Source organism: Streptomyces sp. NPDC001985 (assembly GCF_040296845.1).
Taxonomy (GTDB): Bacteria; Actinomycetota; Actinomycetes; order Streptomycetales; family Streptomycetaceae; genus Streptomyces.
Genome location: NZ_JBEOYB010000003.1, coordinates 43,931 through 69,931, shown reverse-complemented (window position 1 = coordinate 69,931; position 26,001 = coordinate 43,931). Strand labels below are relative to the sequence as shown.

The window sequence follows — 26,001 nt, the reverse complement described above, 5'->3', positions numbered from 1 at the left end:
TTGCCTATGTAAGCCTTGCCTGAGGCAACCTCATGAAGGGGTTGACGCCGCCTCCACGGCCCGTTTGAGATTGCGCAGCGTCCGGCGTATGTTGCCGCGCTGGAAGTCGGCGAAGGTCTGGCCGCCGGTGGCCGCCCGGTCGAAGGTGTTGGCGAGGCCGTCCGGCCAGCTCCGCCGGTCGTCCCGCCAGGTCTCCGTCACCCGCGTACCGCCGTCGACCGCGTCGAAGCGGTACTCCCAGGTGGCGATCCGGCCCCGCAGCAGCGGTCGGCGGAGGCCGATGGCGTGCACCCGGAAGGCGAAGCGCCGGCCCGGATCGGCCGCCGTCACCGTGCAGCGCGTGGTCCAGCGCAGCCCACCGCGCTTGTTGTGGCCGTCGAACTCCATGCCGACATGGGCGCCCGCGCCGCTGTCGCGCACCGTGGCACCCAGATTCTCCGGGCTCCAGCGGCCCATCAGGGCCGGATCGCTGACCTGCTCGTAGATTGTGGACGGTGCGGCCTGGATGACGATGCAGTCCGAGACCGACAGGGTGCGTGGCATGGTGGAGGACTCCGGTTCGTGTGGGCGTGGCGGCTTCGTGGCGGGCGGAGGCTGGTGCGGGGCCCTTGCCCCGGGAGCGGGATTCAACTCCTCTCCGGCGGTGTCTTTCCGCCGCTCCGGCCGGAACGGGGGCCGAGGTGCCGGGAGCGGAGACGGACCCCAAGGTTACCTACTGGTAGGAATGTGCGAGGCCGGGCGCGTGCGGCGACAGGGCGCGCCGGCCGCCGGCTTCCGCGCGTGGATGTCCGTGCGGCCGATGGCTCTGTTCGCCGCCGGGGCCGCCCTCCGCGCCGGGCTCCCGGCCGTGAGTGAGGTGATGCCGGTCGGCCGCGTCGGTCCCCGCCCGCCCCGCGGCCCCGTGGGATCGGGCCATTCCGGCCGGGCTCCTCCGTCCCAGAAAGCGGAATGTTCCCGTCCGTTCGACTACCGATAAAGAAAAGATAAGCGCAGAATGAAAGGGCGCGCCCCCGCGGCGCGCGGTTCGGCCGGACGATCGCGGACACGATCGGCAGAGAGCTGAAGGAGGCGATTCGTATGGCCGGCGTCTCGCACAGGGAAGACGTCTCGCACCGGGAGGATCTGGCGGGGCATCCCGACATCACGGAGATGCGGGATCGCTATGCCCGCGTGCTCGGAGGGCGCGATGTCGCCCTCGTGGACGGCCCGGTGTTCCTGGTCGGCCTCGCGTGCGCGGTCTCCCCGTGGATCGTCCACTTCTCGGGGAGCCAGCCCGCCCTCGCGACCCACAACCTGATCATGGGCGTCGCGATTGTCGTGCTGGCGCTCGGATTCACCGTGATGCCGCAGAGGATGTACGGCCTGAGCTGGGCCATGTGCGCGATGGGCGCGTGGCTCGTCGTCGCGCCGTGGATCGTGGGCAGCAGCCCGGACGCGGGTGTGATCTGGACCAATGTGATCCTCGGCGGCCTCACCTTCGTGCTGGGGGTGGTCTGTACGGCTGCGGCGATGAGAAGCGGCCGGGGCGCCGGATGAACCGGTCTACGAGTCGCTCAGCAGCCAACTCCGCGGCGAGCGCTGACGAGCGGTGTTGAGCAGGGCGTGGATGCGCTCCCCTGCCTGGTCGGCGTCCTTGACGGGCGAGGCGAAGGCGAGGCGCGCATCCTCGTGGCTGCGGATGTACTCCAGCCGCAGGGTGATGCCGTAGCGGTCGATGGCGAGCGGCAGCGCCCGCCGCACCCCGAGCGTCACCCTCGGCTTCACCAGCCGCAGCAGCAGTCCGACGACATCGCCGTGATCGTCGGTCAGATGGGTGAGCATCCCGGCCTCGCAGGTCGCCAGGGGGTCGGTCTCCGCGTCCATCAACTCGTCGAGCCCCACGGTGATCCGCTCGCCCCCGGCGTCCAGGACCGCGTGGGAGAACTCCATGCAGCGGCTGCCCTCGGGTGTCGCGTGCCCGGCGGGGGGCAGCAGCCAGCCCGCGAGCAGGACCCTGGCCCGGACGCGGTCGCGGACCGGGGTGGGCGCGACATCGGTGAACTCCAGCGAGGCGCGCACGGGTCCGCCCTCCGGCGCCGGTGGCGCGTCGCTCTCCCAGGCGCGGGACAGTGCCGGGTGCAGATGGATGTGCTCGGCGACCCCGGGCCCGTCCAGCCGCGACACCTCCGTGCGCCCCGCGTCGGTGACCACGGTCATCGAGTCGGCGGCGGTGAGGATCGAGCGGATGCGTTCCGCGCTCGACGGTCGCACGGGAGGGGCATTGAACAGTCGGCGCATCCGGGTCTCCACATCTCCGCACACCGGGACAACAGTGAGAGTTAGGTATGCCTAACCTAACCCGCACTCCTCGTCATCGCCAAGCCCGTGCGCGGGGGCGCACCGATACACACCGGGCGCGGCGCCTCCCCACAGGCCCCGCACCCGGGCGTGTCGGCAGGACGGCGGCCCGCCGGAAGCTCCGGCCCGGCGGCAGTTCCACGATCCCCTCCGTCGGCCGCCGCATCCCCGCGCCCGGGATGGCGGAGCCCGTGCGCACCGGGGTGCGCCGGCTCCTGTCCGGTCCGCGCGGCCAGTGCCGCCCGGAGCCGCTCGTACGGCAACTCCGCCCCGTCCTCGGCCCACTCGCCCGGCAGGGTGGTCGTCGTGCACGGCGAGGGCGTCCGCCGGCAGCTCCCGCGAGCCCGTGTCGGCTCCGGCGCACGCACCACAAAGGCGCCCGGGGTGCCCCGCGCCCGTACCCGGTCCACGGCGGCCACGGACAGGGCCGGCCGCGTGGCGGTCTCCCGCAGCACCCGGCCGGCGCCGGTGTCCGCCCGGCGGCAACCGAACAGGCGGACGGCACCCCTGGGGGGCACCCCGCTCAGGGGTCGAGCGCCCGCGCCGACACCGGCAGTCCGGGGGCCTGGTGGCCGCCGCTGGCCAGCATGCGCACCTCACCGCGCTCGCTGATCTCCGCCCGGACGATACCGGTGTCGTCCTCGTAGACGGGATGGCCGCCGGCGCCCGCCCGCTCGGTGCGCCGGACGACCACCACGTCGTCCTCCGCGCCCGACGCCTGGAAGACCAGCTCGTACCTCTCCGCGTACTCCATGGGATCTCCTGACACACGCACCGGCCGGGTGGGCCCGCGCCCACGCTCCCGTCCCCCGGCGGGCCGGCCGCCGGGGACGGGTACGGCCCGGCACCATCCTTCCCCAGCCCCGCCCCCGGCGCCTGGGGAGGAGGCGCCCGGCAGCGGCCGGCCTGGCCGGTATGCGCCTTGTCCGGGCGCCGGCGCCGGCGTCACGATGACAGGGCCGACCGGAGCCGCGCAGCCGAGGAGGGCCCCATGGACAGCCCAGAGCCGCCGCCGACGATCCGTGGTCTGCTCCCCGACCACCGCGACACACCACTCGACCGGGTGCCCGAGGAGGATCGCTGCGCCGTACTGGCGCGGGCGGGTTCGGCGCGAGAAACCCCCTCCGCCTTCCAGTCCTCGGGATCGGTCCGGCCCGCGCCGTAGGCCCCTGGAGCTCATGTGCCCACGGCCCCGCGACCCTTCCGGCAGTTCGTGGTCAAGGTGCACAGCCGGTGCGATCTCGCCTGTGACCACTGCTATGTCTACCGGCACGCGGACCAGAGCTGGCGGAGCCGCCCGGTGACGATGTCACCGCGCACCTTCGCCCTCGCCGCCGCGCGGATGGCCGAGCACGCGGCGGCGCACGGACTGCCCCGCCTCCACGTGGTCCTGCACGGCGGGGAACCCCTGCTGGCGGGCCGGGAGAGACTGCGCGGGTTCGCCCGGGAACTGCGCTCGGCGCTCGACGGCGTCTGCGACCTCGACCTGCGGATGCAGACCAACGGGCTGCGGCTGGACGACGCGTTCTGCGCCATGCTCGCCGAGGAGCGCATCGTCACCGGTGTCTCCCTGGACGGCGACCGGGACGCCAACGACCGGCACCGCGTCAGAGCCGACGGATCGGGCAGCCACGACCAGGTGGTCGCCGCCGTGCGGCGGCTGGGGGCGCCCGCGCACCGGCGCGCCTTCGGCGGGCTGCTGTGCACCGTCGACGTGGCCAACGACCCGGTCGCTGTCTACCGTTCGCTCTCCGGTCTCGACCCGCCCGGGATCGACTTCCTGCTGCCGCACGCCACCTGGGACCGGCCGCCGCCCCGCCCGCACGGCCCCACCGACTACGCGGACTGGCTGATCGCCGTCCACCGGCGGTGGACCGCGGACGGACGGCCGGTCCGCATCCGGCTGTTCGAATCGATCACCCGGCTCACCCACGGCGGTACGAGCCTGACCGAGGCCCTGGGACTGGGCAGCTCGGACCTCCTCGTCGTGGAGACCGATGGCGCGATCGAACAGGCCGACTGGCTGAAGACCGTCGCCGAGGGAGCCCCCGCGACCGGTTTCCACGTGGCCCGTGACAGCTTCGACCGGGCGGCCGGTCACCCCGGCATCCTGGCCCAGCGACAGGGCCTCGACGGCCTCTCGGCGCAGTGCCGGGCCTGTCCCGCCGTCGACGTCTGCGGCGGCGGCCTGTACGCCCACCGCTTCCGCACCCCCGCCCCCGGCCGGCCGGGCGGCTTCGACCACCCCTCGGTCTACTGTGCCGACCTGCTGAAACTCATCCGTCACGTCGAACGGTCCGACGCCCGCACCCCCGTGCACGGACTGAGCCCCGCCCACTTCGACTCCCTCGCCGCCGGGGCCGGCGGAGCGGACGCCGTCGCCGCGCTGGCCCGGGCCCAGCACGGGGTGCGCCGGGTCCTGCTCGCCGCCGCGCACCGCGCCGCCGCCCCGGGGACGGCCGGACCGGAGACCCCGACCGAGAGGACCACCGAGGCGGAGGCGGAGGCGGCGGGCTGGCGGGCGGTGCTCGGACTCTCCCCGGCCGCCCTGGACATCGCGCTCACCGACCCCGGAGTGCGTCCCTGGGCCCTCGGCGTCTGCGAGAGCGGCGCCGCGGACCCCGGGCGCCCGGCGGAGATCGCCCTGTCCGCCGCCGCGCGCACCGGAGCCCCGCTGCGCCTGACCGTCCCGCTGCGCGGGGGCAGCGTCCACCTCCCGGGCCTGGGCCGGCTGGTCACCGGCGCCGCGGCCGGTTCCCTTGCCATCGCGACCGAGCACGGCCGGATCACCGTCGACGGCACCCCGCTGGACGCCCTCCCCGCCCCGTTCCGCTGGCAGCCGCTCCGGTATCTGGCGGCCGAGGGGATACGGGTGGCGCTGGAGGACACCGCTCCGTATCCGGTGCCCGTGCCCCGGCTCACCCGCGCGCGGCACCGCGCCTGGCAGAGCGCCTTCCGCGCCGCCTGGCGCGTGCTGCGCGAGAGCCACCCCCGGCAGGCCGGGGAACTCGCCGCCGGGCTGCGCTGCCTGGTCCCGCTGCCGGGGCCGCCGGGACCCGCCGCCGTCCGGATGTCCCGGCACACCTTTGGGGCGCCGGCCCTGGCACTGCCACCCACCTCCGAGGCGTTCGCCCTGCTGCTGATCCAGCAGCTCCAGCGGATGAAGCTCGCCGCGCTGGCGGATCTGTACGACCTGCTCGCGCCCGGCGCCGGCCGGTGCCGGGTCGCCTGGCGGAGCCGGCCCCAGCCGCTGGAGACCGTACTGGAGGAGGCGTACGTCCATCTGGCCCTGGCCGGCGCCCACCGCGCCCTCGCCCGCACCGGCGGCGCCCGGTCGGGTCCGGCCGGTTTCAGCGGCCCGGCGGCGGCCCGGCGGGCGGCGTACTGGCACGGCGCGGTGCTCGGCGCGCTGGACACCCTGGACCGGTCCGGCGCCGCCACCGCGGTGGGCGAGCGACTGCTGCGGGGCATGCGCCGGGGCGTCCCGGCGGCCGGAGGGGCCGGGTGAGCCGGGCGGAAGGCGGGGCGGGCCGCCGCCCGGCCACCGGGCCCACGGGGGCGCGCGCCGGAGCACACCGGCCCCGCGCAGCGGGAACCGGCCCGCACGGCAACTCGCGGGCTCCAACCACTAGTACCCGTCGCGCCTTTCGCGCTCCAATGGACTTCTCAGCGTCGGCCCGGCGACCGTGTGTCACCGGACCGGCGAGTGGTGATCGCGGGGGAGGCGATGCCATGACCCATCCTTTTGCCTCTTCGCAGGCGCTGGCCGTGAGCCGGGACCCGTACTTCTTCCTCAGCTACGCCCGCATCCCCTCCAGGGAGGAGGAGCGCAGCCGGGACCACCCCGACCAGGACCTGGTCGATTTCCACCGGGAGTTATGCCGTCACATCATGCAGCTCACCGACCACGACGGCACCGAGCCGCCGGGTTTCCTGGACCGGCGCATGGGCATCGGCGCCGACTGGGAGCGCCATCTCAAGGAGGCCCTGGCGACCTGTCAGGTCTTCGTCCCCGTCTACACCAAGCGGTACTTCTCCCGGGAGTGGTGCGGCAAGGAGTGGGACGCCTTCGCCCGGCGGCAGGCCCGTCAGCATCTGACCCGGCCGTACACGGTCAACGCGATCGTCCCCGTGCTCTGGCTGAGCCCCGCGCATCTCGACATGCCGCCGGTCGCCCAGGCCGTCCAGTACATCCACCCCGACCTCGGGGCCTCGTATCTCAAGATGGGCCTGTACGGGCTGCGGGAGGCGGGCTACGCCATCCAGTACCGCAGAGCGGTGTGGGGCATCGCCCAGACGATCGTCAAGGTCGCCCAGCAGGCCCGTCTCGAAGCCTGCGACACCGCGCTGTTCGAAGACCTCCGCAATGTCTTCGAGGAGGGACCCTGAGATGCCGCTCTTCTTCCTGAGCTACGCCCGCATCCCCGGTGACCGGCGCAGCGGGCCCGACCCCGACCGGCTGGTCTTCGACTTCTACATGAAGCTGCGCAACCGGGTCGCCGCCCGGGCCCGGGTCGCCGGGGTCTCGGCCGGCTTCGTCGAACTGCCCGGCACCACGGGGGAGGAGGTGACCGAGGCGCTCGCCGGCTGCCGGGTGTTCGTCCCGCTCTACTCCAAGCGGTACTTCACCGACTCCCAGTGCGGCCGGCAGTGGACCGCGGTCACCCGCAGGGCGGCCCCGGCGCCCGGTCCCCGGATCGTGCCCGTGCTGTGGACGCCCTATCCGGCGGCCTCGGTGCCGGAGGCCGTGCAGGAGACCCCCGCCCTGCCGGAGACCGCCGGCGACGCGGAGGACGGCTACGCGGCCATGGGGCTGCACCAACTGCTCGACCTGGAGGAGAACCAGGCCCTCCAGGTGATCGAGTGGCTGGCCGGGCGGATCGTGGACTCCGTCCCCGAGTCCTGGGCGCCGGGCGAGCTGGCCCCCTCGGACCTCGCCCGGCTGCCGGACGCCTTCGCCACGCTGCCGCCCAGCCCGCCGCTGCGGATCACCGTGCTCGCCCCGTCCGAGGAGCGGCTGCCGATCGGACGCGAGCCCGCCCGCTACGGCCCGCGCCCCCTCGACTGGAGTCCGTACGGCCCGGTGGCGGGCGGTCCGGTGGCCGAGCAGGTCACCGAACTCGCCCGGAACCTCGGCTTCGACCCGGAGGTGGTCTCGTTCGACAAGGCCCTGGACGAACTGGGCGGGAGCGGCACCCCGGCCGCGCCCTGGATTCTGATCGTCGACCCCTGGGCGCTCCAGGACGCCGGGGTGGCCCGTGACGCCCGGGCGTTCGACGCGGCGAGCCGGCCCTGGACCGCTGTCCTCACCGCACTCGCCGACGACGACCCCCAGACCAAGGAGCACGCCGAACGGCTCCGCGGACTGCTGGAATCCACTTTTCCCCGCTATCTGAGAGAGGGGAGAATCGGGCAGCAGTCGGCCGTTCGCGGCCTGGTCACGGCGGACGCATTCGCCCTGTGGTTCGGGGAGTTGGCCGAGTCCGCCTACATGAGATATCTGCGATACATTCAGCCGCAATCGCCCCCGCGGAGCACGGGCCGGGGGAGAGGGCCGGGGGCCGGCGAAGACGGACTCGGCACCGACGAAAGCGGCGCGGAGGCAAGGCCATGACCGGCGAGAACGCGGGCAGGATCATCACGTTCTATTCGTACAAGGGCGGTACGGGCCGCACCATGGCGCTCGCCAACACCGCCTGGATTCTGGCGTCGTCGGGCCGGCGCGTCCTCGTGGTCGACTGGGATCTCGACGCCCCCGGGCTCGACCGCTTCCTCCACCCCTTTCTGGACCGGGACCGGCTGGCCACCACGCCCGGCGTCCTCGACCTGGTGAGCCGCTTCAACCAGGGCCTGCTGGAGCAGTTGCGGCTGGAGGAGGTGCACGGCGGCCCGGCCTGGAGCGGCGACGGGCCGACCGTGGACGACGCCTGGGTCGCCGAGCGGGCCCGTTTCAACCACTGCGTGATTCCGGTGGTCTGGGAATTCCCGCGGAACGGACGGCTCGATTTCGTCCCGGCGGGCACGAAGAACAAGGGATATCTGAGCGCCTTCTCCCAGTTCGACTGGAAACCGTTCATGGAGGGCCGGAGCGCCACCCAATTCATCGAGGCGCTCAAACGGGAGTTCGTGCAGAATTATGATGATGTGCTGATCGACAGTCGTACCGGTCTCAGCGATATCTCGGACATCTGTACGGTCAATCTGCCGCATACGCTGGTCGCCTGTTTCACCCCCAGCAGCCAGAGCATCGACGGAGCCGCCGCGGTCGCCGAGCGGATCGAGGCGATGTACGGCAACCGCAGCATCCGCATCCTCCCCGTGCCCATGAGGGTCGAGGACACCAACGGCCAGGCCGACCGGCTCGACGCGGCCCGCGCCCAGATCCGGCTGCGGTTCGGCCGGCTCCTGGAGCGGCACAGCACCATCGCCCCGCACGACTACTGGGGCCGGGTCGAGATCCCGTACCGCCCCGCGTACTCCTACGAGGAACTGCTCGCGCCCTTCCGCGACACCCCCGGGAGCCACTCCTCCCTGCTCGCCGCCTACGAACGGCTCACCGCCGTCGTCTCCGACGGCGCCGTCACCGCCATGCCGCACATGGAGGAGCACACCCGGCAGCGCTATCTCGACCTCTTCACCCGGCGCCGGCCGCTCGACGTCTCCGACGTCTACATCAGCCATGTCCCGCAGGACCGCACCTGGGCCGAGTGGATTCGCTCCGTGCTGGAGGCCGCCGACTTCCGGGTCCATCTCGCCCAGGAGGCCACCGGCGAGGGCGGCCGGCTGAAGACCGAGACCGAGCGCGGTGTCGAGGCCACCTCGCACACCCTCGCCGTGCTCTCCGCCGCCTATCTGCGCTCCTCCCGCTTCCGCACCACCTGGGAGACCGTCTTCTCCCCCGACCGGCTGGGCAACCGCCGCAATCTGGTGCCCGTGCGCGTCGAGGAGATCGCCCTGAGCGCCCCCTTCACCGAGCAACTGGTCGACCTCACCCGCTGCCCCACCGAGGACTCCGCCCGGGAGGCCCTGCTGCGCGTCTTCGAGGTGACCCCGGAGCCGCGCGCCCGCACCCACTACACCGGCGCCGACCGCAGCGCCCCCCGCTACCCCGGGGCCGAGCCGCCCGTCTGGTCGGTCCCGCTGCGCACCACCTCCTTCACCGGGCGCACCGAACTGCTCGACGCCATCCGGGAGGGCCTGCGCAACGGGAACCAGACGATCCTGCTGCGCGGGATGGGCGGCGTGGGCAAGACCCTGCTGGCGCAGGAGTTCGCCCACCGCTTCAAGGGGGACTACGACGTCGTCTGGCACATCCAGGCCGAACAGCTCAACCTCGCGGTGGAGCAGTACGCCGCGATGGCCCCCGAACTGGGACTGCCCGAGCGCAAGAACCCCACCGACGCGGCCCGTGCGGTCCGCGACGCCCTCGACCGGGGCGAGCCGTACCACCGCTGGCTGCTGATCCTGGACAACGCCGACGAGGCCGACCGGCTCACCGACTTCCTCGCCCGGGGGCGCTCCGGCCACATCATCGTCACCAGCCAGCGGTCCGAGGGCTGGGGCCGCCACGCCGAGACGATCGAGGTCGGGGTCTTCACCCGCTCCGAGAGCGTCAGCCATCTGCGCCGCCGGCTGCCCGACATCGGACCCGACGAGGCCGACCAGCTCGCCGCCGAACTCGGCGATCTGCCCATCGCCGTCGAACAGGCCGCCGCCGGGATCAAACAGACCGGTCTCAACGCCCGCGAGTACATCCGCCTCCTCCAGAAGCCCACCGCGGGCAGCGGCGCGCCCCACGACGGCGACGAGGTCGCCGATCTCACCAAGGCCACCGGCGGCACCTGGGACTTCGCGATCGGCCGGCTCAGGGAGAACTACCCGCCCGCCGTACGGCTGCTCCAGCTCTGCTCCTACTTCGGCCCCGAGCCCATCTCCATGGATCTGCTCCAGGGCGTGGAGATCGCCCGCTCCCTCGGCGGCGGACGGACCGTCTCCCGCGCCTACCAGGAGCTGAGCCGCTTCGCCCTGCTCCGCGTCGACCGCAAGGCCCGCTGCGTCCAGGTGCACCGGCTGATCCAGCGCTCCATGCGCAACCGGATGAGCCCCCAGGAGCAGGAGAGCGCCCGCCACATGGTCTACCGGGCGCTGATCGCCGCCCGGCCCGGCAAGGACGACCCCGAGGACCCGAGCACCTGGGACCAGTACCGCATCATCTGGCCGCACCTGGGCACCCCCTGGTCGATGGTCACCGCCGACGACGGCGTCCGCGAGCTGCTCGTGGACCGGGTGCGCCAGCTGCGCCGCCGGGGCGAGCTGACCCAGGCCCTGGAGCTGAGCGAGCGCTGTGTCTCCGGCTGGAGCGCCGCCGGCGACCCCGACGAGCGGTGGACGCTCCACATGCGCTTCCAGATCGGCAACATCCTGCGCGCCCAGGGCCGGTACGAGGAGTCGCTCGCCCTGAACTCGGCGGTGCTGGAGCGCCAGCTCGACGTCCTCGGCGACAAGGACGACCAGCATGTCCTGATGACCACCAGCAGCATCGCCGCCGATCTGCGCGGCCTCGGCCGCTTCGCCGAGGCACTCCAGTACGACCGGGAGACCCATCGCCGCTACAGCGAGGTCTACGGCGAGGACCATCCGCGCACCCTGAACGTCGCCAACAACCTCGCCGTGTCCCTGCGCGCGTCAGGCGACTACTACGGGGCCCGTGACCTGGACCGCCGCACCCTGGAGACCAGGGAGGAGATCCTCCTCCCCGACCATCCGCTGACCATCGAGTCCGCCGTCAACCTCGGCCGCGATCTGCGCGACTGCGGCGACTACGCGGCCTCCGTCAATCTGCTCAAGCGCGCCCACGAACGCTGTCTGCGCAATGTCGAACTGACCGAGGGCGCGCCGACCGTGCTCAACACCGTCAAGGGCCTGGCCGGATCGCTGCGCGGCGCCGGACGGCCGGGGGAGGCGGAGCAGTTCACCCGGCATGTGCTCAAGCACATGCCCGACAGCGACGCCGGAGACTCCCCGGAGCGGCTGCTGATCGAGATGAACCTCGCCGCCGATCTGATGGCCCTGGAGAAGGACGACGAGGGTCTCGAACTGCTGCGCGGGGTGCTCGGCGGACTCGGCCGCAGCCTCGGGGCCCGGCACCCCTCCACCATCGCCTGCGCGGTCAACTACGCCGTCCATCTGCTGCGCGCCGGCGACCAGGCCGAGGGGGAGGCCCTCCTCGAACGGTCCGTGACCGCGTACACCGAACTGCTCGGCGAGAGCCATCCGCACGTACTGGCCTGCCGGGTCAACCTCGGCAGCGCCCAGGCGCTGGGGGGCCGGCCCGACGCGGCGCGGCGCACCTACGAGTCGGCCTTCGACCAGTTGCGCGAGGTGCTGCGCTCCAACCATCCGTCGACGCTGGTGTGCGCGGGCAACCTCGCGATCGTGCTGCGCGATCTCGGCGACCACGGGGCCGCCGAGACCATGCGGGACGGGGTCCTGGCCGAGATGGTCAAACGGCTCGGCACCGAGCACCCGAGGACGGCGGCGCTCCAGGAGTGGCGGTGGAGCGCGCTGGAACTCGAACCGCACCCCATCTGAGACCCCCTCGGCCGGTGGACCGGAGGGGGTCAGACCGTGTGCGTACGGGCGTTGTCGCGGACCCAGGCCAGGATCGGCGGCAGCGCCGGAAGGGCGGCGAAGTGGGCGGCGGAGGGCTGGAGCACCGCGCTGGCTCCCGGGATGCGGCCCGCGAGCCAGTGGAAGTGGCTCACGGGCGCGAACACATCGTGCTCCCCGTGCCAGAGCAGCACGGGCACCCCGTCGATGCTCTGCGGCCGGAACCCCCAGGGAGTGCGGAAGGAGACCAGATCGTCGACCCAGCCCATGGGCCGCGGCGGCCCGTCCGGTCCGCCCGGTGACGGCTCGGCGCTCCCGCCGACCGCGGAGAGGTAGTTGAGGAGCAGCAGATCGCGGATTCCGGCGTCCTCCACCACCCTGCGGTCCACCACGGGCATCTCGGTGGTGAGCGAGTTCAGCAGCGAGGAGGGGTTCCTGCGGATGGCGTCGGCGCTGCGCGCGAGGAGCGCGCCGACGCGCGAGAGATCGGGGGACTCGGCCATCAGGGTGTACGTCATCACATTGGACTCGGCCATGCCGGCCAGCCAGTCCAGCCCCTCGGCGTCCGGGGGAGCGATGGTGACCACGGCGGCGGCGCTCGCCACCCGCTCGGGCGCGAGCGCCGCGCAGGCCAGCGCGTGCGGACCGCCGCCGGAGCGCCCCACCACCGAGTACCGCCGCAGCCCCAGCGCGTCCGCGATGGCGGTGACATCACGGGCCGCGTCGGCGACATTCCGGCCGGCGTGCCGGTCGGAGTCGCCGTACCCGGGGCGGTCGTAGGCGATGAGACGGATTCCGAGGTTGTGCAGATGGAAGGTGCGGGGCCGGGGCCCGAGCCGGCTGCCGGGCGTGCCGTGCAGCAGGAACACCGGGTAGCCCTGTGCGTCGCCCCACTCGTCGTAGGCGAGCTTTCCGTCGCGGTCGGGCGCCTGGACCAAACCCACCGTTGCCTCCCGTTGCCAGCGGCTCGGCCGGAACGGCATCTCACTCCAGGATGCTGGACCCGGTCGCCGCCCGCAGCACGCTAATCAGCCGAACTGGCCCGGCCCGCCGCTCGGCCGGCCGTTACGACGGTAGCCGACCGGCCCCGGCGGCGTGCCGCCAACGCCGCCGAAGCCCCGGTTCGCGGGGTGACGGCCCCCCGCCCCGGGTTGACGCCGCGCGCCGAGCGCGGCGCGGGCCGTCCGCCGGGGCGGTTCACGGAGCGGTCCCCTCCAGCCGCCGCAACCGCTCGGCGTCCCCCGTGCGCGGGCAGGTCGCGCAGGCCTCGGCCGGGCGGATCGTGTAGAAGAGGCAGCAGCCCATCCGGGTGCGGGTGGGGTGGGACCGGCCGTCCCGGTCCACCAGCCCGCGGAAGGCGGCCCCGCCCGGGTAGGGGCTCACGGCGCCCGGCAGCAGCTCCCCGGCCTCCCGGACGGCCCGCTCCTCGTCGCCGAGCATCCGGCCCAGATACCAGATCCCCGAGACGAGATCGTCGGTGACCATGCCCCACAGCGCCCGGGGTCCGCGCCGCAGCCGGGGGCCGATCGCCGCCAGCACCGGCCGCACATGGTCGGCGACCGCCGCGCGCAGCTCCGCGCGGAGCGCCTCCTCGCCGGCGACGACCCGCACCCCCGGCAGCCCCGCCGCCGGATCGTCGGGCAGACAGGAGAAGGCGCCCGGCACGACCGCGTAGGACTCACTCGTACGGCTGATTCTGACCTGGTCCGGACGGAGCCGCGGAACCCGTCGCTCCAGATACCAGGGGCCGCTGATCAGCAGCGAGGCCGACCAGAGAAAGCCGTGCAGTGCCCGCGAGGCGACGACATCGGGCCGTGCGGTGTGGTCGTAGCGGCTCTGGATGCGGCCGGCCTCGGCGGCGAGGAAGCCGTCGAGCAGCTCGGGACGGCAGGCCAGCTCCGCGCCGTCGACCCAGCCCTGGGCGGCGGGCGTATGAGGCTCCGCCACCACCACGTCGAGGGCCGCGCACAGCCGGGCGAGCCGGTGGTAGGCGGAGGCGAGCAGCGTGGAGCAGCTGAGGGCAGCTCCGGCAGGTGCAGGCGCCGGGGCCAGAGTCACGGGTACTCCTCAAAGGGAAAGTGCGAGGGGGGAGAAGGTAAGGCTCACCTTAACCACATCTTCGGACCAGATCGTTAACTGGGGCGGTGGTGAGGTGAATTGGCTTTATTAGGCTCACCTAACCTAAGCTCCGGACGGGGTAACCCGGAGCGACCACAACCGCTGCGACCTGGGAGTTCGTCGCGGGCGCCGCTGCCGGGCCGCCTCGGTCGGCCCTGTCCTGTTCCTGCCTGTCCCCTGCCCAGTGAATGTGCGCGCGGAAGTATTTCACCCATGCAGATGTATGTGCTCGCCCTCAATCCCACCGATTCGGTCACCGAGGGCTTCCTTCCCGCCGCCCGACGGCTCGGACTCACCGTCACCCTGCTGACGGACCAGCCCCGGGCGCACCGCGACCGCTACCGGGACATCCTCCCGGACATCGAGATACTCCCGTGCGATGTGCGCGACTTCCACGCGGTCATCACCCTGATCTCCGCGCACCGCCCCCCGGACGCCGTCTTCAGCAACAGCGACCACCTCCAGACCCCGGCCGCGCTGGCCGCCGCGTACTTCGGCCTCCCCGCCAAGAGCTGGCAGGCGGCCCTGCGCACCAAGGACAAGGCCCAGATGCGCCGGCACCTCCCCGCGGACCGGGTGCGCGCGGTGGAGCTGGCGGGCCACCGGGACCCGGCGGAGATCCTCGCCCTCGACCCCCCGATCCCCTGTGTGGTCAAGCCCCGCGAGGGAGTGGCCAGCGAGGACGTGGTCCATGTCGGGGACCGCGGCGAACTCGTCCGGCAGTGCGCCCGCGTCCGCGCCCGCCGCCCCGGCGCCGCGCTGGTCGCCGAGGAGTATCTGCCCGGCGAGCTGTACACCCTGGAGACCCTCGGCGACGGCCGCGGCCTGCACGTCCTCGGCGGCTTCCACACCGAGCTCTCCCCGCTGCCGTACTTCATCGAGGAACGCATGGCGTTCGTCCCCGCCCACCCCGCACCCGTCCTGGCCCAGGTGCTGGAGCGGCTCGACGCCCTCGGCGTCGGATTCGGGGCCTGCCACACCGAGTTCGTCGTCCACGAGGGCCGGGTGCGGCTGATCGAGGTCAACTACCGCGCCATCGGCGACCAGTGCGATCTCCTTCTCGCGGAACTCCTCGGCATCCCTCTGTTCGACCACATCCTGCGCACCCATCTCGGTGAGCCGCTTCCGGCCGATCTGCCCGTCCGCACCGGTGTCGCGGCCCGTCTCGCCTACCCCCTGGCCGACCGAGCGGGCACCCTGAGCGCAGCGCCCGGACCCGCCGATCTCACAATCGACGGTGTGAAACTCACCTACCGTCCGGCGCGCTCCCTCGGCGAGCGCCACGACCTCCACCACACCAACCGCGACTTCCTCGGCATCGTCCGCGCCACCGGCCCGGACCAGGAGTCCGTGGACCAGGCAGTGGACGACTTTCTCGCCGGGCTGAGCTGGGAGATCACACCGTGACGGTGACCCGCACCGACCATGAGACCCGCCTGCTGCTCACGGTGCTCAGCACCCTGCTGCGGGAGGATGTCGTCGGGCTGCGCAGCCGCAGCACTCCCCACGAGCGGCCCGACGGCACCTGGCTGCGCCTCGGCACCGGCGCACCGGAAGAGGACGCCTGGCTGCTGCCCGTCCGCCGCACCGACCCCGGATTCCAGTGCGACACCGAGGCCCGGCTGCCCCTGCTGCGCCGTGAGTCCGACGGCACGGAGCTGACCACGGCCGGCGCGATACTGGCCGCCCTCGGCGAACTCGCCGACCCCCGCGACCAGACCGGCTTCGAGGCCTTCGCCGCCGAGTGCCGGCGGGAACTGGCGGCCCGGCGGCTGCACACCGCCACCCACGAACCCATCACCACCGGCCTCACCAGCCGCTACGGCGCCGACCCGGCCCGCTGGACGGGCCCGGCCGCCGCGCTCGCCTTCGACACCCTCGCCGCCCGCATCGACCACCCCGTCTACCCCACCGCGCACAGCAGGCCCGGCCTCACCGAGGACGACCTCAGGGCCCACGCGCCCGAGTTCCACCCCCGCTTCCCGCTGCGTCTGCTCCTGCTGCCCCGGGACGCCGTCACCGCCCGGGGCTGGGACCCCGCCCTGGTGCCCTCGCTCCCCGCCCCGGACGAGGACCGGATCGCGCTGCCCGTCCACCCGCTCACCGCCGGGGACGCCCTGCGCGAGGCGCTGCGCGCCACCGGGCTCGACCGCGCGGCCGAACTCGTCCCGGCACCGGGGCCCGACGCCGTACCCACGCTGTCGATGCGGACCGTCGCCCTCACCGCCGACCCCGCCGTCCACCTCAAACTGCCCCTCGCCACCTCCACCCTCGGCCGGCTCAACCGGCGCACCGTCAAGCCCGGCACGCTCGCCGACGGCGCGGCCGGCCAGCGGCTGCTGGAACGGGTCATCGCCCGCGAGCCCCGCTTCCGGGACACCGTCCTGCACGCGGACGAGACGCGGTACGCGCACGCCGGGCACGACCTCCTCGCCGTGCTGCTGCGCCGGCTGCCGGCCGGACTCGACGGCACCGCCGTCGTCCCCCTCGCCGCCCTCCTCGCCCCCGCCCCCGACGGCAGGCCCGTCGTCTCCCACCTCGCCGACCGCTTCCACGGCGGCGATCCGGCCGTCCTGTTCGACGCGCTGCTGACCCTGCTCCTCGACTGGCAGACCACCCTGTTCGGCTACGGCATCGCCCTGGAGTCCCACCAGCAGAACATCTCCCTGCTGCTGGACCGGCCCGGCGGGCGCACTCGGCTGCGGCTGCTCCTCAAGGACAACGACGGACCCCGCGTCAACACCACCCGCCTCGGCGACACCCTCGGCCCCCGGGCCGTCTCCTTCGACGACCGGCGGATACTCCACGACGGCGACGGACCCGTCCTCGACCTCTTCACCACCATCACGGTCCATCTGTGCGCGGGCGCGCTCGCCTTCGGGCTCGCCCGCCACGGATACGCGCCCCTCGGCCGGCTGCTCACCCTGGTGCGCAACCGGCTCGACGAGGCCGCCGGCCGGCTCGCACCCGAGCGCGGCGCCCTGCTGCGCACCCATGTCCTGGACGCGGCGGAGCTGCCCATCAAGGCCATGGTCACGGCGGGCACGCTGCTCGCCAAGGAGAGATCAGGGGCAGAGGACATCAACAAGCACTACGGCACCGGCCCCAACTATCTGGCACCGGGAAGGAGGAGTCGATGACCAGCACCATCCCCGACCGCCCCGCCGGCCCCGCGGGCCCGCCCTCCCGGCTCCCCACGGCCGACGAGGCCGTCGCCCACACCCTCCTCAACTGCCTGCTCCGGGAGGTCTCGGCCCCCGAGCACCAGACCGCGGTCGGCGGCGGCCATCTGATGCTCCGGCTGCCCCGGCGCGGCGTGCTGCTCCGGATCGGTCTGCGCCGCACCTCGCTCCTGGGCTCCCACCGCTTCACCGGCCCGGTCACCGAACGGCGCGGACACGGCTGGGCCGAGGTGGACTGGCGGCAGCTCGCCGCCTACACCCATACGGAGCTGTCGCTGCGGACCGGGGCCCGGAACGACGAGTTCCTGCCCCAGGTCGCCGCCAGCCACCAGGGGGTCTCCGCGGCCCTCGCCGCCCACGGGGGCCCCGCCCGGGAAGGGGCCGGCCCGCTCGCCGCCTATCTCGCGTCCGAGCAGTCCCTCGTCCTCGGGCACCGCTTCCACCCCACCCCCAAGGCCCACAGCTCGGACCCGGCCACCTGGTCCGCGTACGCGCCGGAGGCCCGCGCCGCCTTCCCGCTGCGGCTGCTCGCCGTCCGGGAGCACCTCATCGCCCGGGAGTGCGCCGAACCCGGCGCGGACGCGCCCCTGGACCGGATGCGGCCGGTGCCCGAGGGGTACCGGCTGCTGCCCGCCCACCCCTGGCAGTACGAGCAGTTGCGCGACCGTCCCGTCGTGCGCGCGGCCCTGGAGCGGGGCGACCTCCTCGACCTGGGCGCCGGGAACCGGATCTTCACCCCGACGGCCTCGGTCCGCACCCTCTACGACGGCGACACCTTCCTCAAGTTCAGCCTCAATGTCCGGATCACCAACTGCGTCCGGAAGAACGCCCACTACGAACTCTCCGGCGCCGTCGCCCTCACCCGGATTCTGGCGCCCGCGCTCGCCGATCTCGCCGCCCGCTTTCCCGGCGCCGGGATGCTCCGCGAGCCCGCCTACCGCAGCATCGCCCTCCCCGGCCCCGGCGGGCACCCCGACATCGGGGTCCTGGAGGGCTTCGGGGTGATCGTGCGCGAAGGGCTCGGCGGACAGCTCGCCCCGGGCACCACCCCGCTGCTGGCCGCGGCCGTCGCCGACGAGTACCCCACCGGCCCCGGCCATGTCTCCCGGCTCGCCGGGCAGGGGCCCGAGGCCGCGCTCGACTGGTGGCGGCGGTACCTCGGCCTGCTGGTGCCGCCCGTGCTCGCCGCCTACTTCGACCACGGCCTGGTCCTCGAACCCCACCTCCAGAACGTCATCGTCTGCGTCGGCGCCGACGGGCTCCCCGCCCAGGTCCTCTTTCGCGACCTGGAGGGCACCAAGCTGGTGCCCGACCACCACGAGGAGGCGCTCGCCTCGCTGCCCCCCGATGTCGCGGGCCCGCTGGCCTACGACGCCCGGCACGGCTGGGACCGGGTCGTCTACTGCCTGCTCGTCAACCACATCGCCGAACTGCTGGCCGCCCTCGCCGATCTGCACCCCCGGCACGAGCCCGCCCTCTGGAGCGCGGTGCGCCGCACCATCGAGGAGTACGCGGAGTCCTCGGGCCGGCCGCCCCGGCTCCGGGCCCTGCTCGCCGGGGTGCCGCTGCCCGCCAAGGCCAATCTGCTCGCCCGCTGGGACCGCTCGGCCGACCGTCACGCCGGATACGTCCGGCTGCCCTCCCCGCTCGCGGAGGACGTCCTCACCCAGGTGACCCGCGCCGAAGCCGATCGGAGCCCCCGTTGATCCCGCCCGCCGTGCACCGGCTCGCCCGCTCGCTGCCCCCCGGCCGGCTCCCCGCCTATCTGTACGACCTCACCGCCCTGGACGAGCACGCCCGCGCGGTCCGGGCCGCCCTGCCGGAGCGGGTCGAGCTGTACTACGCGGCCAAGGCCAACCCGGAACCGGAGATCCTCACCGCGCTCTCCCCCCATGTCGACGGCTACGAGGTCTCGTCCGGCGGTGAACTCGCCCATGTGGCCGGCGCGGTGCCCGGCCGTCCGCTGGCCCTCTCCGGACCCGGCAAGACACCCGCCGAGATCGAGGCCGCGCTGCGGCTGGGCGTGGACCGCTTCCATGTGGAGAGCGCCCATGAACTCGCGGTGCTCGCCGCCCTCGCCGACCGCCTCGGCACCCGCGCCCGGGTGCTGCTCCGCTTCAACCTCGCCGTCGACGGCGCGCTGCTCCGGGGCAGCGCCCTGGCCATGGGCGGGCGGCCCGCCCCCTTCGGCATCGACCCCGCCGACGCGGACGCGCTGGTCGGCCGGCTCACCGGCCCGAGCCTGCCCCGGCTGGAGTTCCTCGGTGTCCACGCCCACCTCGCCAGCGGACTCACCGCTCCGCAGCACCTCGCCGTCGCGGCGTCCGTGACCGGCTGGTCGGCGGCGCTCGCCGCCCGGCACGGCGTCCGGCTGCGCGAGGTGAACCTGGGCGGCGGGATGTCCGTCGACTACACCCGCCCCGAGGCCCGCTTCGACTGGGCCGGCTACGGCTCCGGTCTCGCCCGGATCGCCGCGGCCCACCCCGGCACGGTGCTGCGCGTCGAACCGGGCCGGGCGCTCACCGTCCACTGCGGCTGGTACGCCACCGAGGTGCTGGACGCCAAGCGGAGCCACGGCGAGGACTTCGCGGTGGTCCGCGGCGGCACCCATCATCTGCGCACCCCCGCCACCAAGGGCCACGACCAGCCCTGCGCCGTCCTGCCCGTCGAGGAGTGGGACCATCCCTGGCCCCGGCCGGGGACCGGGGGCGGCCCGGTCACCCTCGTCGGGCAGCTGTGCACGCCCAAGGACCTCCTCGCCCGCTCCGTCCCCGTGCCGGACGGTCTGCGGGCGGGCGACCGGGTGGTGTTCGCGATGGCGGGGGCGTACGCCTGGAACATCTCGCACCACGACTTCCTGATGCACCCCAGGCCCGGCTTCCACTTCCTCGGCGCCCCCGCGACACCGGCGGCGGACGGCCGATGACGGACGGAGTCCGCCGATAGGGTGCGGGAGGGGGTCCCGGAAGGAGCTGAGCCGTGGCGCCGACGCCCCAGGTGGCACCGACGGTGGCGATGGTGGTGCTGACCCTGACCACCGGGATGGTCGAAGCGGTGAGCTTCCTCGTCCTGGGCCCGGTCTTCACCGCCGTGCAGACCGGGAATCTGCTCTTCCTCGGCTTCGCGGTCGCCGGCGAGGAGGGACTCTCCCTCCTCGCCCCGGCCGGCTCACTGGCCGGCTTCACGGTGGGCGCGGTGCTCGGCGCCCGGCTGGAGGCCGCCGTCGAACGGCGCGGCGGACGCTGGTTCACCGTGGCGCTCCGCACCGAGGCGGCGCTCCTGGCGCTCGCGGCCCTGCTGCTGGCCGGGCCGGCGTCCGGCGCCCACGGGGCGGTCACCGCCGTGGTCGCCGCCGCGATGGGGCTGCGCAATGCCACCACCCTGCGCGCCGGGGTGCCGGATCTGACCACCACCGTCGCGACCCGCTCGCTCACCGCCCTGCTGGCACCGCCGGGACGGACCGCCCGGGTGGCCCCGGACACCGCCGCCCGGCTCCGGCGGGCCGCGGCCGTCGCCACGATGTTCGCCGGCGGCCTCCTCGGCGCGTGGCTGCTGCGCCGGGAGGTCGCCGCGCCCGTGGTCCTGCTGACGGTGGCCGGGGTGGTCCTGGCCACCGCCGCCGGCGCGGCGGCCGGGGTCCGGCGGCCACCGCGATAACCGGATGCGCCGCCCCCGCCGCGGATGATTGGGTTCCGTTCCATGAGAGAACGGCCCGGCACCATCGACGACACGGTGGTGCGCGACGCGCTGCGCGCCTGGGACATCGAGCCCGGCACCCTCGATTACGCCCCGGTCGGCTTCGGCGACCACCACTGGATCGCGAGCGGCGCCGGCCGCTGGTTCGTGACCGTCGCCGACCTCGCCGACAAGGAGCACTGCGGCACCGGCACCGAGGCCGCCCGGCGCGGGCTCGGCCGTGCCCTGGAGACGGCCGTCGCGCTGGGCGGGCGCCCGGGCCTCGGCTTCGTGGTGGCGCCGCTGCGCACGGCCGCCGGCGAGTCGCTCCGCCCGCTCCCGGACGGACGCCACGCCATCAGCGTCTTCCCGTATCTGGAGGGCTCCGCCGGCCGGTTCGGCGAGGAGTTGCCGGAGCCCCGGCGCGTCCGCGCCCTGGAGACGCTCGCGGCCCTGCACACCGCCCGGCCCCCGGCCGCCGTGCCCGTCCTCCGGCCCGAGCTGCCGGGGCGCGCCCGGCTGGAGAGGGCCCTGCGGGAGACCGGACGCCCCTGGAGCGGTGGCCCGTTCTCCGAGCCCGCCAGGGAACTCCTCGCGGACGGAGGGCTGCGGGCCCCGCTGGAGGAGTTCGACCGGCTGGTGCGCCGGGTCCGGGAGGGCGGCGCGGAGCCGGTGGTGACCCACGGTGAGCCGCACCCCGGCAATCTGCTGTGGCAGGGGGAGGAGGCGCGGCTGCTGGACTGGGACACCGTGGGTCTCGCGGTGCCCGAGCGGGATCTGTGGCTCGTCGCCCGGGAACCGGCCGATCACGCCCGCTGGACGGAAAAGACCGGCCGCACCCCCGATCCGGCCGCGCTCGCGCTCTACCGACTGCGCTGGGATCTGGAGGATGTCACCGCCTTTCTCGGCTGGTTCCGCTCATCGCATGCCGAGGGCCCGGACACCGCTCTGGCCTGGGAGGGATTCTCGGCCACTCTGGAACGGCTCACGGAGGGATGACCGCCCACGGCGGTTGCCGTACCGAGCGATGAACGGCCGGGCCCGCCCCCGGTGCGTCATTCGGGCCAGGGCGAGTCCAGGATCGTCCGTACGAAATCCCCTCGTTCGAAACCGGGGACATAGTGCTGGAGCACATCCGCCTTCACATTGCCGAATGTGGTCGCGGGCTTGGGGCGGATTCCCTCGGTGAACGCCTCCAGGATGCGCCGCTTGAAGTCTGGGCGCGGATGGAGCGTGACGATTGCCGCACGGTCCGTGTCGGAGATGGCGTCGAACCCGATTCCGAGCACGTCGTACTCGACTCCCGCGGTGACCAGCGCCACTTCCGGCTCCATGAACTCGGGAATACCGGGGGTGGTGTGCAGGGCGATGGCGGTCCACACCCGGCGGACGCTGTCCTCGGGCACGCCCCGGGCGGCCAGAAAGCGCCGGGCCTCGTCCGCGCCGTCCACCTCGAAGCGCCGTCCACTGCCGTGGAAGCGCTCGCCGAGGCCGAGGTCGTGGAACATCGCCCCGATGTAGAGCAGCTCGGGGTCGAACGAGAGTCCCCGCGCGCGGCCCTGGAGGGCACCGAAGAAGTAAACCCGGCGTGAATGGTCGTAGATGAGGGAACCCGTCGTGTCTCGTACCAGCTCGGTTGCCTCCTGTGCGAGCTTGGTGTCCGGAACGGGCACGCCGGCGACCGGTGGGAGGTCGTTCGTCATGGGTATTCACAGCCTTTCCTCGTACGATTTCTTTGAGTGTGCCGATCCTGCCGGGTTCTTCCGGTGACGGCCACGACCCCCGGTATCCGTGTCCCGTTCGACGGGGCGCCGGCCGGGCTCACCGACAAGGAACGCGGTATCACGCCGTGTTCACCGCGTGATGGGAGGTGCTGGGTGAACGTCGGTACCAGAGTGATCAGTGGGACGCCTGGGGCTGATGGTGACCGACATCACTTACCGCGGGAGTGCACGGATTCCGTGTTTCGAGCGTCTCCATAGGTGTCAGTAAAACGTCAACGACCCGCGTGTGCGGATGTGTTAGCGGTGCGGATATACGGCTGCTCGGATCGGGGACGTCCGGCTGGCACGTTCTTTTCAGCAGCATGACGGTATGTGATGAATCAACTACATCAACTCCGCGTATTGCTCTCGTGTGGCCACACAGTGGCCCCAGACAGTCCCGTGTGGGCCAGGGAGAAAGCATGAAACCGTTCGCGTGGAACTACGCACGTCCGGCCGAGTTGGCGCCTGTGATCGACCAGTACTCGTACGACGCCTCGCTCCAGCTCAATGTGCTGGCCGACGGGCGCCCCGCCATCATGGACCGGGCTCTGCTGGCGGCGGTCGGCACCACGACCTCCACAGCCGGTTCCGCCACCCACTTCGACGACTGAGAACGCCGCGCACGATGACGGTGCTGATCCTGACCTGTGAGCAGGATGTGACCGCGGACATGGTGGTGGCGCAACTCCATGAGCAGGGCGTCCCCCTGGTCCGGTTCGACCCCGGCGACCTCCCCGGCGAGAGCGCGCTCTCCGCGGAGTACGTCCGGGGCGACTTCCGCGGCTATCTCTCCACGGGGGGGCGCGTGGTGAGCATGGACGGCCTGCGCTCCATCTGGGTGCGCCGGCCGGGCGAACCGGCCGCGCACGCCCCCGAACCGTCCGCCTGGCTCTCCGCCGAGACCGGGCAGGCGCTGTACGGAATGCTCGACTGCACCGCGGCGCGCTGGATGAACGACCGGTGCGCCGCGGCCAGGGCGCGGCTCAAGCCGTGGCAGCTCCGCCTCGCCCACCGGAGCGGCTTTCCCGTGCCCGCCACGGTGATCACCACCTATCCGAAGGTGGCCCAGCAGTTCGCCGACCAGTACCGGCAGGTGGTGGTCAAGGCCGTGTCGGGCCGGCCGCCGGGCGACCCGCCGATGGCGCTGCCCACCACGCTCGTACCGCCGGACGCCGACTTCTCGGATGTGGCGGCCGGTCCCACGCTGCTCCAGCGGTATGTGGCCAAGCGCGCGGACATCCGGCTCACCGCGGTCGGGGAGGAGTCGTTCGCGGCGCGGAAGGCCGCCGGGCCGGGGCAGGTCGACGGGCGGTTCGGCGACACCGGCCACACCTGGGAGCCGGTCGAGGTCCCGCCCCGCGTCCAGCGGGCCGTCGAGCAGTACCGGCGCGCGGCGGGCCTCGCGTACGGCGCCTTCGACTTCGCCGAGGACACCGAGGGGACCTGGTGGTTCCTGGAGTGCAACCAGGGCGGCCAGTTCGGCTTCGTCGAGCTGGAGACCGGACAGCCGATCGCCGCGGCGGTCGCGCGCTGGCTCGGCGCACCCGGGGAGTCCCCATGACGGCATGAGAGAGGCGCCCGGGGGACCGGGCGATACGGAGCTTCGCGGATCATCCACACTCTGCGAGATTCCTTCACGGAATGTGTTTTGGGCATAAGCTGCGGATCTCGTGCCGGGCCCACATGTGGGGGGTGCCCGGCCCTGATCTGTGAAGGATGCTCATGCGCCACACGCGTACCCTCGCCGCCGCCGCCGTCGCGGCCTGTCTCGGCGGTGCCGTTCTGCTGCCCTCGCCCGCGCAGGCCGCCAAGGGCTCCGTCCATCTGTACAAGATCCACTACGACAGCCCGGGCAAGGACAACCGCAGCAACTCCAGCCTGAACGGCGAGTACGTCCAGATCCGCAACACCACCAAGTCGGCCGTCAGCCTCAAGGGCTGGACCCTCACCGACAAGGCGAACCACAAGTACACCTTCGGCGCCTACACCCTGGGCAAGGGCAAGACGGTGACGATACGCACCGGCAAGGGCAAGAACACCGCGGCCACCCGCTACCAGGGCCGCGGCGCCTACGTCTGGAACAACGACAGGGACACGGCCACGCTGAAGAAGGCCTCCGGCTCCACGGCGGACACCTGCGCCTACAACTCCAGCCGGGTCGACTCCAAGACGTGCTGACCGGCCGCCGGCCGTGACGGTGTGCCCGCCCACCGGGTGGGCACACCCCGTCCCTCCGCCGCCGTCCGGCCTTCCCGACGATCAGGCCCCGCGCCGCGCCTCCCGTTGCTAATCTGCTCGTCAGCGCAGTGCCGGGGACCGGGGGGAGGACGGCGGATGCGACCGAGGCTCGTTCTCGTCCACGGCATCGGCCCGCCGCGCGACCCCGCCCGGGAGCGAGCCGAGTGGACGGCGGCCCTCGCCACGGGCATGCGCGCCGCCGGACACAGCCGCCTCGCGGCCGAACTCACCGGGGGCCGGGGCATCGACACCGTCTTCGCGCACTACGGCGACCTCTTCCGCCGCGACCAGGCCCAGGGCCAGGGCGGCGGCCACCTCCCCGCCGGCCCCGCCGACCCCGGCGCGGCCCTCCTCGCCGAACTCCTCATCGCCTGGGTCGACGCCCTCGCCGAGGCGACCGACGACCCCCGCGAACGCGCGCTGCTCGACCACGCCCGGGCCCAGGCACAGCCCCGCGCCCAGAGCCAGGGCGGACCCGCCCTCGTGCGCCGCGCCCTCAACGTGGCCACCACCGTGCTCTCGCTGCGCCCCTGGGGCCCGGCCGCCCGCTGGATCACCCCCAGGCTGATGGTCCACCACCTCGCCCAGGTCGCCCGCTATCTGGCCCGGGGCGAGGAGGACGCCACCGGCCGCGCCCTCCACCGGCGTGCCCGCGCCCGCGTCGCCGAAGCCCTGGGCGAGGGGCCCGCCCTCGTCGTCTCCCACTCCCTCGGCACCGTCGTGGCCCTGGAGACCCTCCACGAACACCCCGCGCCCGTCCCGCTCTTCGCCACCCTCGGCTCCCCGATCGCCATGCGCACCGTCGTCTGGCCCCGGCTGCTGCCCCAGCCCCCGTCCGTGCCCGACAGCGTCCACCGCTGGCTCAACTTCTGGGACCGCGACGACCTCATCGCCGTCCGCCCCCGTCTGGAGCGGGAGCTGAGGCCCGGCCCCACCGGGGTGCTGCCGGTCAGCACCCGCACCGACGCCGACGGCCTGTGGGTCCACTCCGCCACCACCTACCTCGCCCGGCCCGATGTCGCGGGACCCGTCGCCGAAGCGCTGACGGACTCCGCCACCGGCCCCGGCTGAGCGGG

The 26,001-nt window shown here is 73.4% G+C and carries 22 protein-coding genes; 16 read left to right on the top strand and 6 right to left on the bottom strand.

From position 1 onward, the window contains the following. Positions 1-30: 30 nt before the first annotated feature. Entirely contained in the window at positions 31-543 is a 513-nt protein-coding gene (locus tag ABT122_RS01960; RefSeq protein ID WP_351543825.1) for an SRPBCC family protein, read from the bottom strand. A gap of 534 nt (positions 544-1,077) precedes the next feature. On the opposite strand from ABT122_RS01960, the gene ABT122_RS01955 reads away from it, so the two are divergent. After that, positions 1,078-1,536 carry an SPW repeat protein gene (locus ABT122_RS01955; protein WP_351543822.1) on the top strand — a complete coding sequence of 153 codons (459 nt, stop codon included), beginning with the start codon at positions 1,078-1,080 and terminating at the stop codon, positions 1,534-1,536. A gap of 6 nt (positions 1,537-1,542) precedes the next feature. Here ABT122_RS01955 and ABT122_RS01950 read toward each other — a convergent pair whose 3' ends face one another. Then, complete coding sequence (locus ABT122_RS01950) at positions 1,543-2,277, bottom strand: DUF2470 domain-containing protein (RefSeq protein ID WP_351543819.1); 735 nt, start codon at positions 2,275-2,277, stop codon at positions 1,543-1,545. A 583-nt stretch (positions 2,278-2,860) separates the two neighbouring features. Further along, positions 2,861-3,091: a DUF6296 family protein gene (locus tag ABT122_RS01945; protein WP_351543817.1), complete on the bottom strand. Its 231-nt coding sequence runs from the start codon at positions 3,089-3,091 to the stop codon at positions 2,861-2,863. A gap of 237 nt (positions 3,092-3,328) precedes the next feature. Here ABT122_RS01945 and ABT122_RS01940 point away from each other — a divergent pair, with 237 nt between their 5' ends. From ABT122_RS01940 to fxsT, 5 genes are all read left to right on the top strand, one after another. Next, positions 3,329-3,502, top strand: coding sequence for an FXSXX-COOH protein (locus tag ABT122_RS01940; protein WP_351543814.1), 174 nt, complete (start codon positions 3,329-3,331; stop codon positions 3,500-3,502). A 15-nt stretch (positions 3,503-3,517) separates the two neighbouring features. Further along, positions 3,518-5,845, top strand: coding sequence for an FxsB family cyclophane-forming radical SAM/SPASM peptide maturase (locus ABT122_RS01935; protein ID WP_351543811.1), 2,328 nt, complete (start codon positions 3,518-3,520; stop codon positions 5,843-5,845). Between the two features lie 224 nt (positions 5,846-6,069). Continuing rightward, positions 6,070-6,726 (top strand): TIR-like protein FxsC, encoded by a 657-nt coding sequence (locus ABT122_RS01930; RefSeq protein ID WP_351543808.1) that lies wholly within the window; start codon positions 6,070-6,072, stop codon positions 6,724-6,726. A gap of 1 nt (position 6,727) precedes the next feature. After that, entirely contained in the window at positions 6,728-7,951 is a 1,224-nt protein-coding gene (gene fsxC / locus ABT122_RS01925; protein WP_351543805.1) for an FxsC protein, read from the top strand. After that, complete coding sequence (gene fxsT, locus ABT122_RS01920) at positions 7,948-11,928, top strand: FxSxx-COOH system tetratricopeptide repeat protein (protein ID WP_351543802.1); 3,981 nt, start codon at positions 7,948-7,950, stop codon at positions 11,926-11,928. The genes fsxC and fxsT overlap by 4 nt, the downstream gene beginning before the upstream one ends. Before the next feature lie 29 nt (positions 11,929-11,957). On the opposite strand, the gene ABT122_RS01915 is transcribed toward fxsT, so the two are convergent. Continuing rightward, positions 11,958-12,929, bottom strand: a complete 972-nt coding sequence (locus ABT122_RS01915; RefSeq protein ID WP_502976077.1) for an alpha/beta fold hydrolase — start codon at positions 12,927-12,929, stop codon at positions 11,958-11,960. 214 nt (positions 12,930-13,143) lie between these two features. Beyond that, the gene (locus ABT122_RS01910; RefSeq protein ID WP_351543796.1) at positions 13,144-14,004 is read right to left on the bottom strand and encodes a (2Fe-2S)-binding protein; all 861 of its coding nucleotides are present in this window, start codon (positions 14,002-14,004) and stop codon (positions 13,144-13,146) included. Positions 14,005-14,277: 273 nt separating this feature from the next. Between ABT122_RS01910 and ABT122_RS01905 the strand changes: the two genes are divergently transcribed. Genes ABT122_RS01905 through ABT122_RS01880 form a run of 6 tightly spaced genes read left to right on the top strand, consistent with a single transcriptional unit; the run spans position 14,278 to position 21,920 of the window. Continuing rightward, positions 14,278-15,471, top strand: a complete 1,194-nt coding sequence (locus ABT122_RS01905) for an ATP-grasp domain-containing protein (protein ID WP_351543793.1) — start codon at positions 14,278-14,280, stop codon at positions 15,469-15,471. Then, complete coding sequence (locus tag ABT122_RS01900) at positions 15,468-17,204, top strand: IucA/IucC family protein (RefSeq protein ID WP_351543790.1); 1,737 nt, start codon at positions 15,468-15,470, stop codon at positions 17,202-17,204. Before ABT122_RS01905 ends, ABT122_RS01900 begins: the two co-directional genes overlap by 4 nt. Beyond that, entirely contained in the window at positions 17,201-18,952 is a 1,752-nt protein-coding gene (locus ABT122_RS01895) for an IucA/IucC family protein (protein ID WP_351543787.1), read from the top strand. The genes ABT122_RS01900 and ABT122_RS01895 overlap by 4 nt, the downstream gene beginning before the upstream one ends. After that, positions 18,949-20,172 (top strand): type III PLP-dependent enzyme, encoded by a 1,224-nt coding sequence (locus ABT122_RS01890; protein WP_351543785.1) that lies wholly within the window; start codon positions 18,949-18,951, stop codon positions 20,170-20,172. The genes ABT122_RS01895 and ABT122_RS01890 overlap by 4 nt, the downstream gene beginning before the upstream one ends. A 53-nt stretch (positions 20,173-20,225) precedes the next feature. Continuing rightward, positions 20,226-20,903, top strand: coding sequence for a YoaK family protein (locus ABT122_RS01885; protein ID WP_351543782.1), 678 nt, complete (start codon positions 20,226-20,228; stop codon positions 20,901-20,903). Between the two features lie 42 nt (positions 20,904-20,945). Then, positions 20,946-21,920, top strand: coding sequence for a phosphotransferase (locus ABT122_RS01880; RefSeq protein WP_351543779.1), 975 nt, complete (start codon positions 20,946-20,948; stop codon positions 21,918-21,920). Positions 21,921-21,976: 56 nt separating this feature from the next. Here the strand turns inward: ABT122_RS01880 and ABT122_RS01875 are convergent, their stop codons facing one another. After that, positions 21,977-22,624, bottom strand: coding sequence for an HD domain-containing protein (locus ABT122_RS01875; RefSeq protein ID WP_351543777.1), 648 nt, complete (start codon positions 22,622-22,624; stop codon positions 21,977-21,979). 482 nt (positions 22,625-23,106) lie between these two features. Here ABT122_RS01875 and tgmA point away from each other — a divergent pair, with 482 nt between their 5' ends. The 4 genes from tgmA (at position 23,107) to ABT122_RS01855 (ending at position 25,996) form a co-directional block, all read left to right on the top strand. Continuing rightward, positions 23,107-23,298, top strand: a complete 192-nt coding sequence (tgmA, locus tag ABT122_RS01870) for a putative ATP-grasp-modified RiPP (RefSeq protein WP_351543774.1) — start codon at positions 23,107-23,109, stop codon at positions 23,296-23,298. Positions 23,299-23,312: 14 nt separating this feature from the next. Further along, complete coding sequence (tgmB, locus tag ABT122_RS01865) at positions 23,313-24,248, top strand: ATP-grasp ribosomal peptide maturase (protein ID WP_351543771.1); 936 nt, start codon at positions 23,313-23,315, stop codon at positions 24,246-24,248. Positions 24,249-24,409: 161 nt separating this feature from the next. After that, positions 24,410-24,865, top strand: a complete 456-nt coding sequence (locus ABT122_RS01860) for a lamin tail domain-containing protein (protein WP_351543768.1) — start codon at positions 24,410-24,412, stop codon at positions 24,863-24,865. A 156-nt stretch (positions 24,866-25,021) separates the two neighbouring features. Further along, on the top strand, positions 25,022-25,996 hold the full coding sequence (locus ABT122_RS01855) for a hypothetical protein (protein WP_351543765.1): 975 nt from the start codon (positions 25,022-25,024) through the stop codon (positions 25,994-25,996). Positions 25,997-26,001: the final 5 nt, after the last annotated feature.

Excerpts from the sequence above, each read along its gene's own strand:
- ABT122_RS01960 (WP_351543825.1), bottom strand. The coding sequence starts at position 543 with ATGCCACGCACCCTGTCGGTCTCGGACTGCATCGTCATCCAGGCCGCA.
- ABT122_RS01955 (WP_351543822.1), top strand. The coding sequence starts at position 1,078 with ATGGCCGGCGTCTCGCACAGGGAAGACGTCTCGCACCGGGAGGATCTG.
- ABT122_RS01950 (WP_351543819.1), bottom strand. The coding sequence starts at position 2,277 with ATGCGCCGACTGTTCAATGCCCCTCCCGTGCGACCGTCGAGCGCGGAA.
- ABT122_RS01945 (WP_351543817.1), bottom strand. The coding sequence starts at position 3,091 with ATGGAGTACGCGGAGAGGTACGAGCTGGTCTTCCAGGCGTCGGGCGCG.
- ABT122_RS01940 (WP_351543814.1), top strand. The coding sequence starts at position 3,329 with ATGGACAGCCCAGAGCCGCCGCCGACGATCCGTGGTCTGCTCCCCGAC.
- ABT122_RS01930 (WP_351543808.1), top strand. The coding sequence starts at position 6,070 with ATGACCCATCCTTTTGCCTCTTCGCAGGCGCTGGCCGTGAGCCGGGAC.
- fsxC (WP_351543805.1), top strand. The coding sequence starts at position 6,728 with ATGCCGCTCTTCTTCCTGAGCTACGCCCGCATCCCCGGTGACCGGCGC.
- fxsT (WP_351543802.1), top strand. The coding sequence starts at position 7,948 with ATGACCGGCGAGAACGCGGGCAGGATCATCACGTTCTATTCGTACAAG.
- ABT122_RS01915 (WP_502976077.1), bottom strand. The coding sequence starts at position 12,929 with ATGCCGTTCCGGCCGAGCCGCTGGCAACGGGAGGCAACGGTGGGTTTG.
- ABT122_RS01905 (WP_351543793.1), top strand. The coding sequence starts at position 14,278 with ATGCAGATGTATGTGCTCGCCCTCAATCCCACCGATTCGGTCACCGAG.
- ABT122_RS01895 (WP_351543787.1), top strand. The coding sequence starts at position 17,201 with ATGACCAGCACCATCCCCGACCGCCCCGCCGGCCCCGCGGGCCCGCCC.
- ABT122_RS01880 (WP_351543779.1), top strand. The coding sequence starts at position 20,946 with ATGAGAGAACGGCCCGGCACCATCGACGACACGGTGGTGCGCGACGCG.
- ABT122_RS01875 (WP_351543777.1), bottom strand. The coding sequence starts at position 22,624 with ATGACGAACGACCTCCCACCGGTCGCCGGCGTGCCCGTTCCGGACACC.
- tgmA (WP_351543774.1), top strand. The coding sequence starts at position 23,107 with ATGAAACCGTTCGCGTGGAACTACGCACGTCCGGCCGAGTTGGCGCCT.
- tgmB (WP_351543771.1), top strand. The coding sequence starts at position 23,313 with ATGACGGTGCTGATCCTGACCTGTGAGCAGGATGTGACCGCGGACATG.
- ABT122_RS01860 (WP_351543768.1), top strand. The coding sequence starts at position 24,410 with ATGCGCCACACGCGTACCCTCGCCGCCGCCGCCGTCGCGGCCTGTCTC.
- ABT122_RS01855 (WP_351543765.1), top strand. The coding sequence starts at position 25,022 with ATGCGACCGAGGCTCGTTCTCGTCCACGGCATCGGCCCGCCGCGCGAC.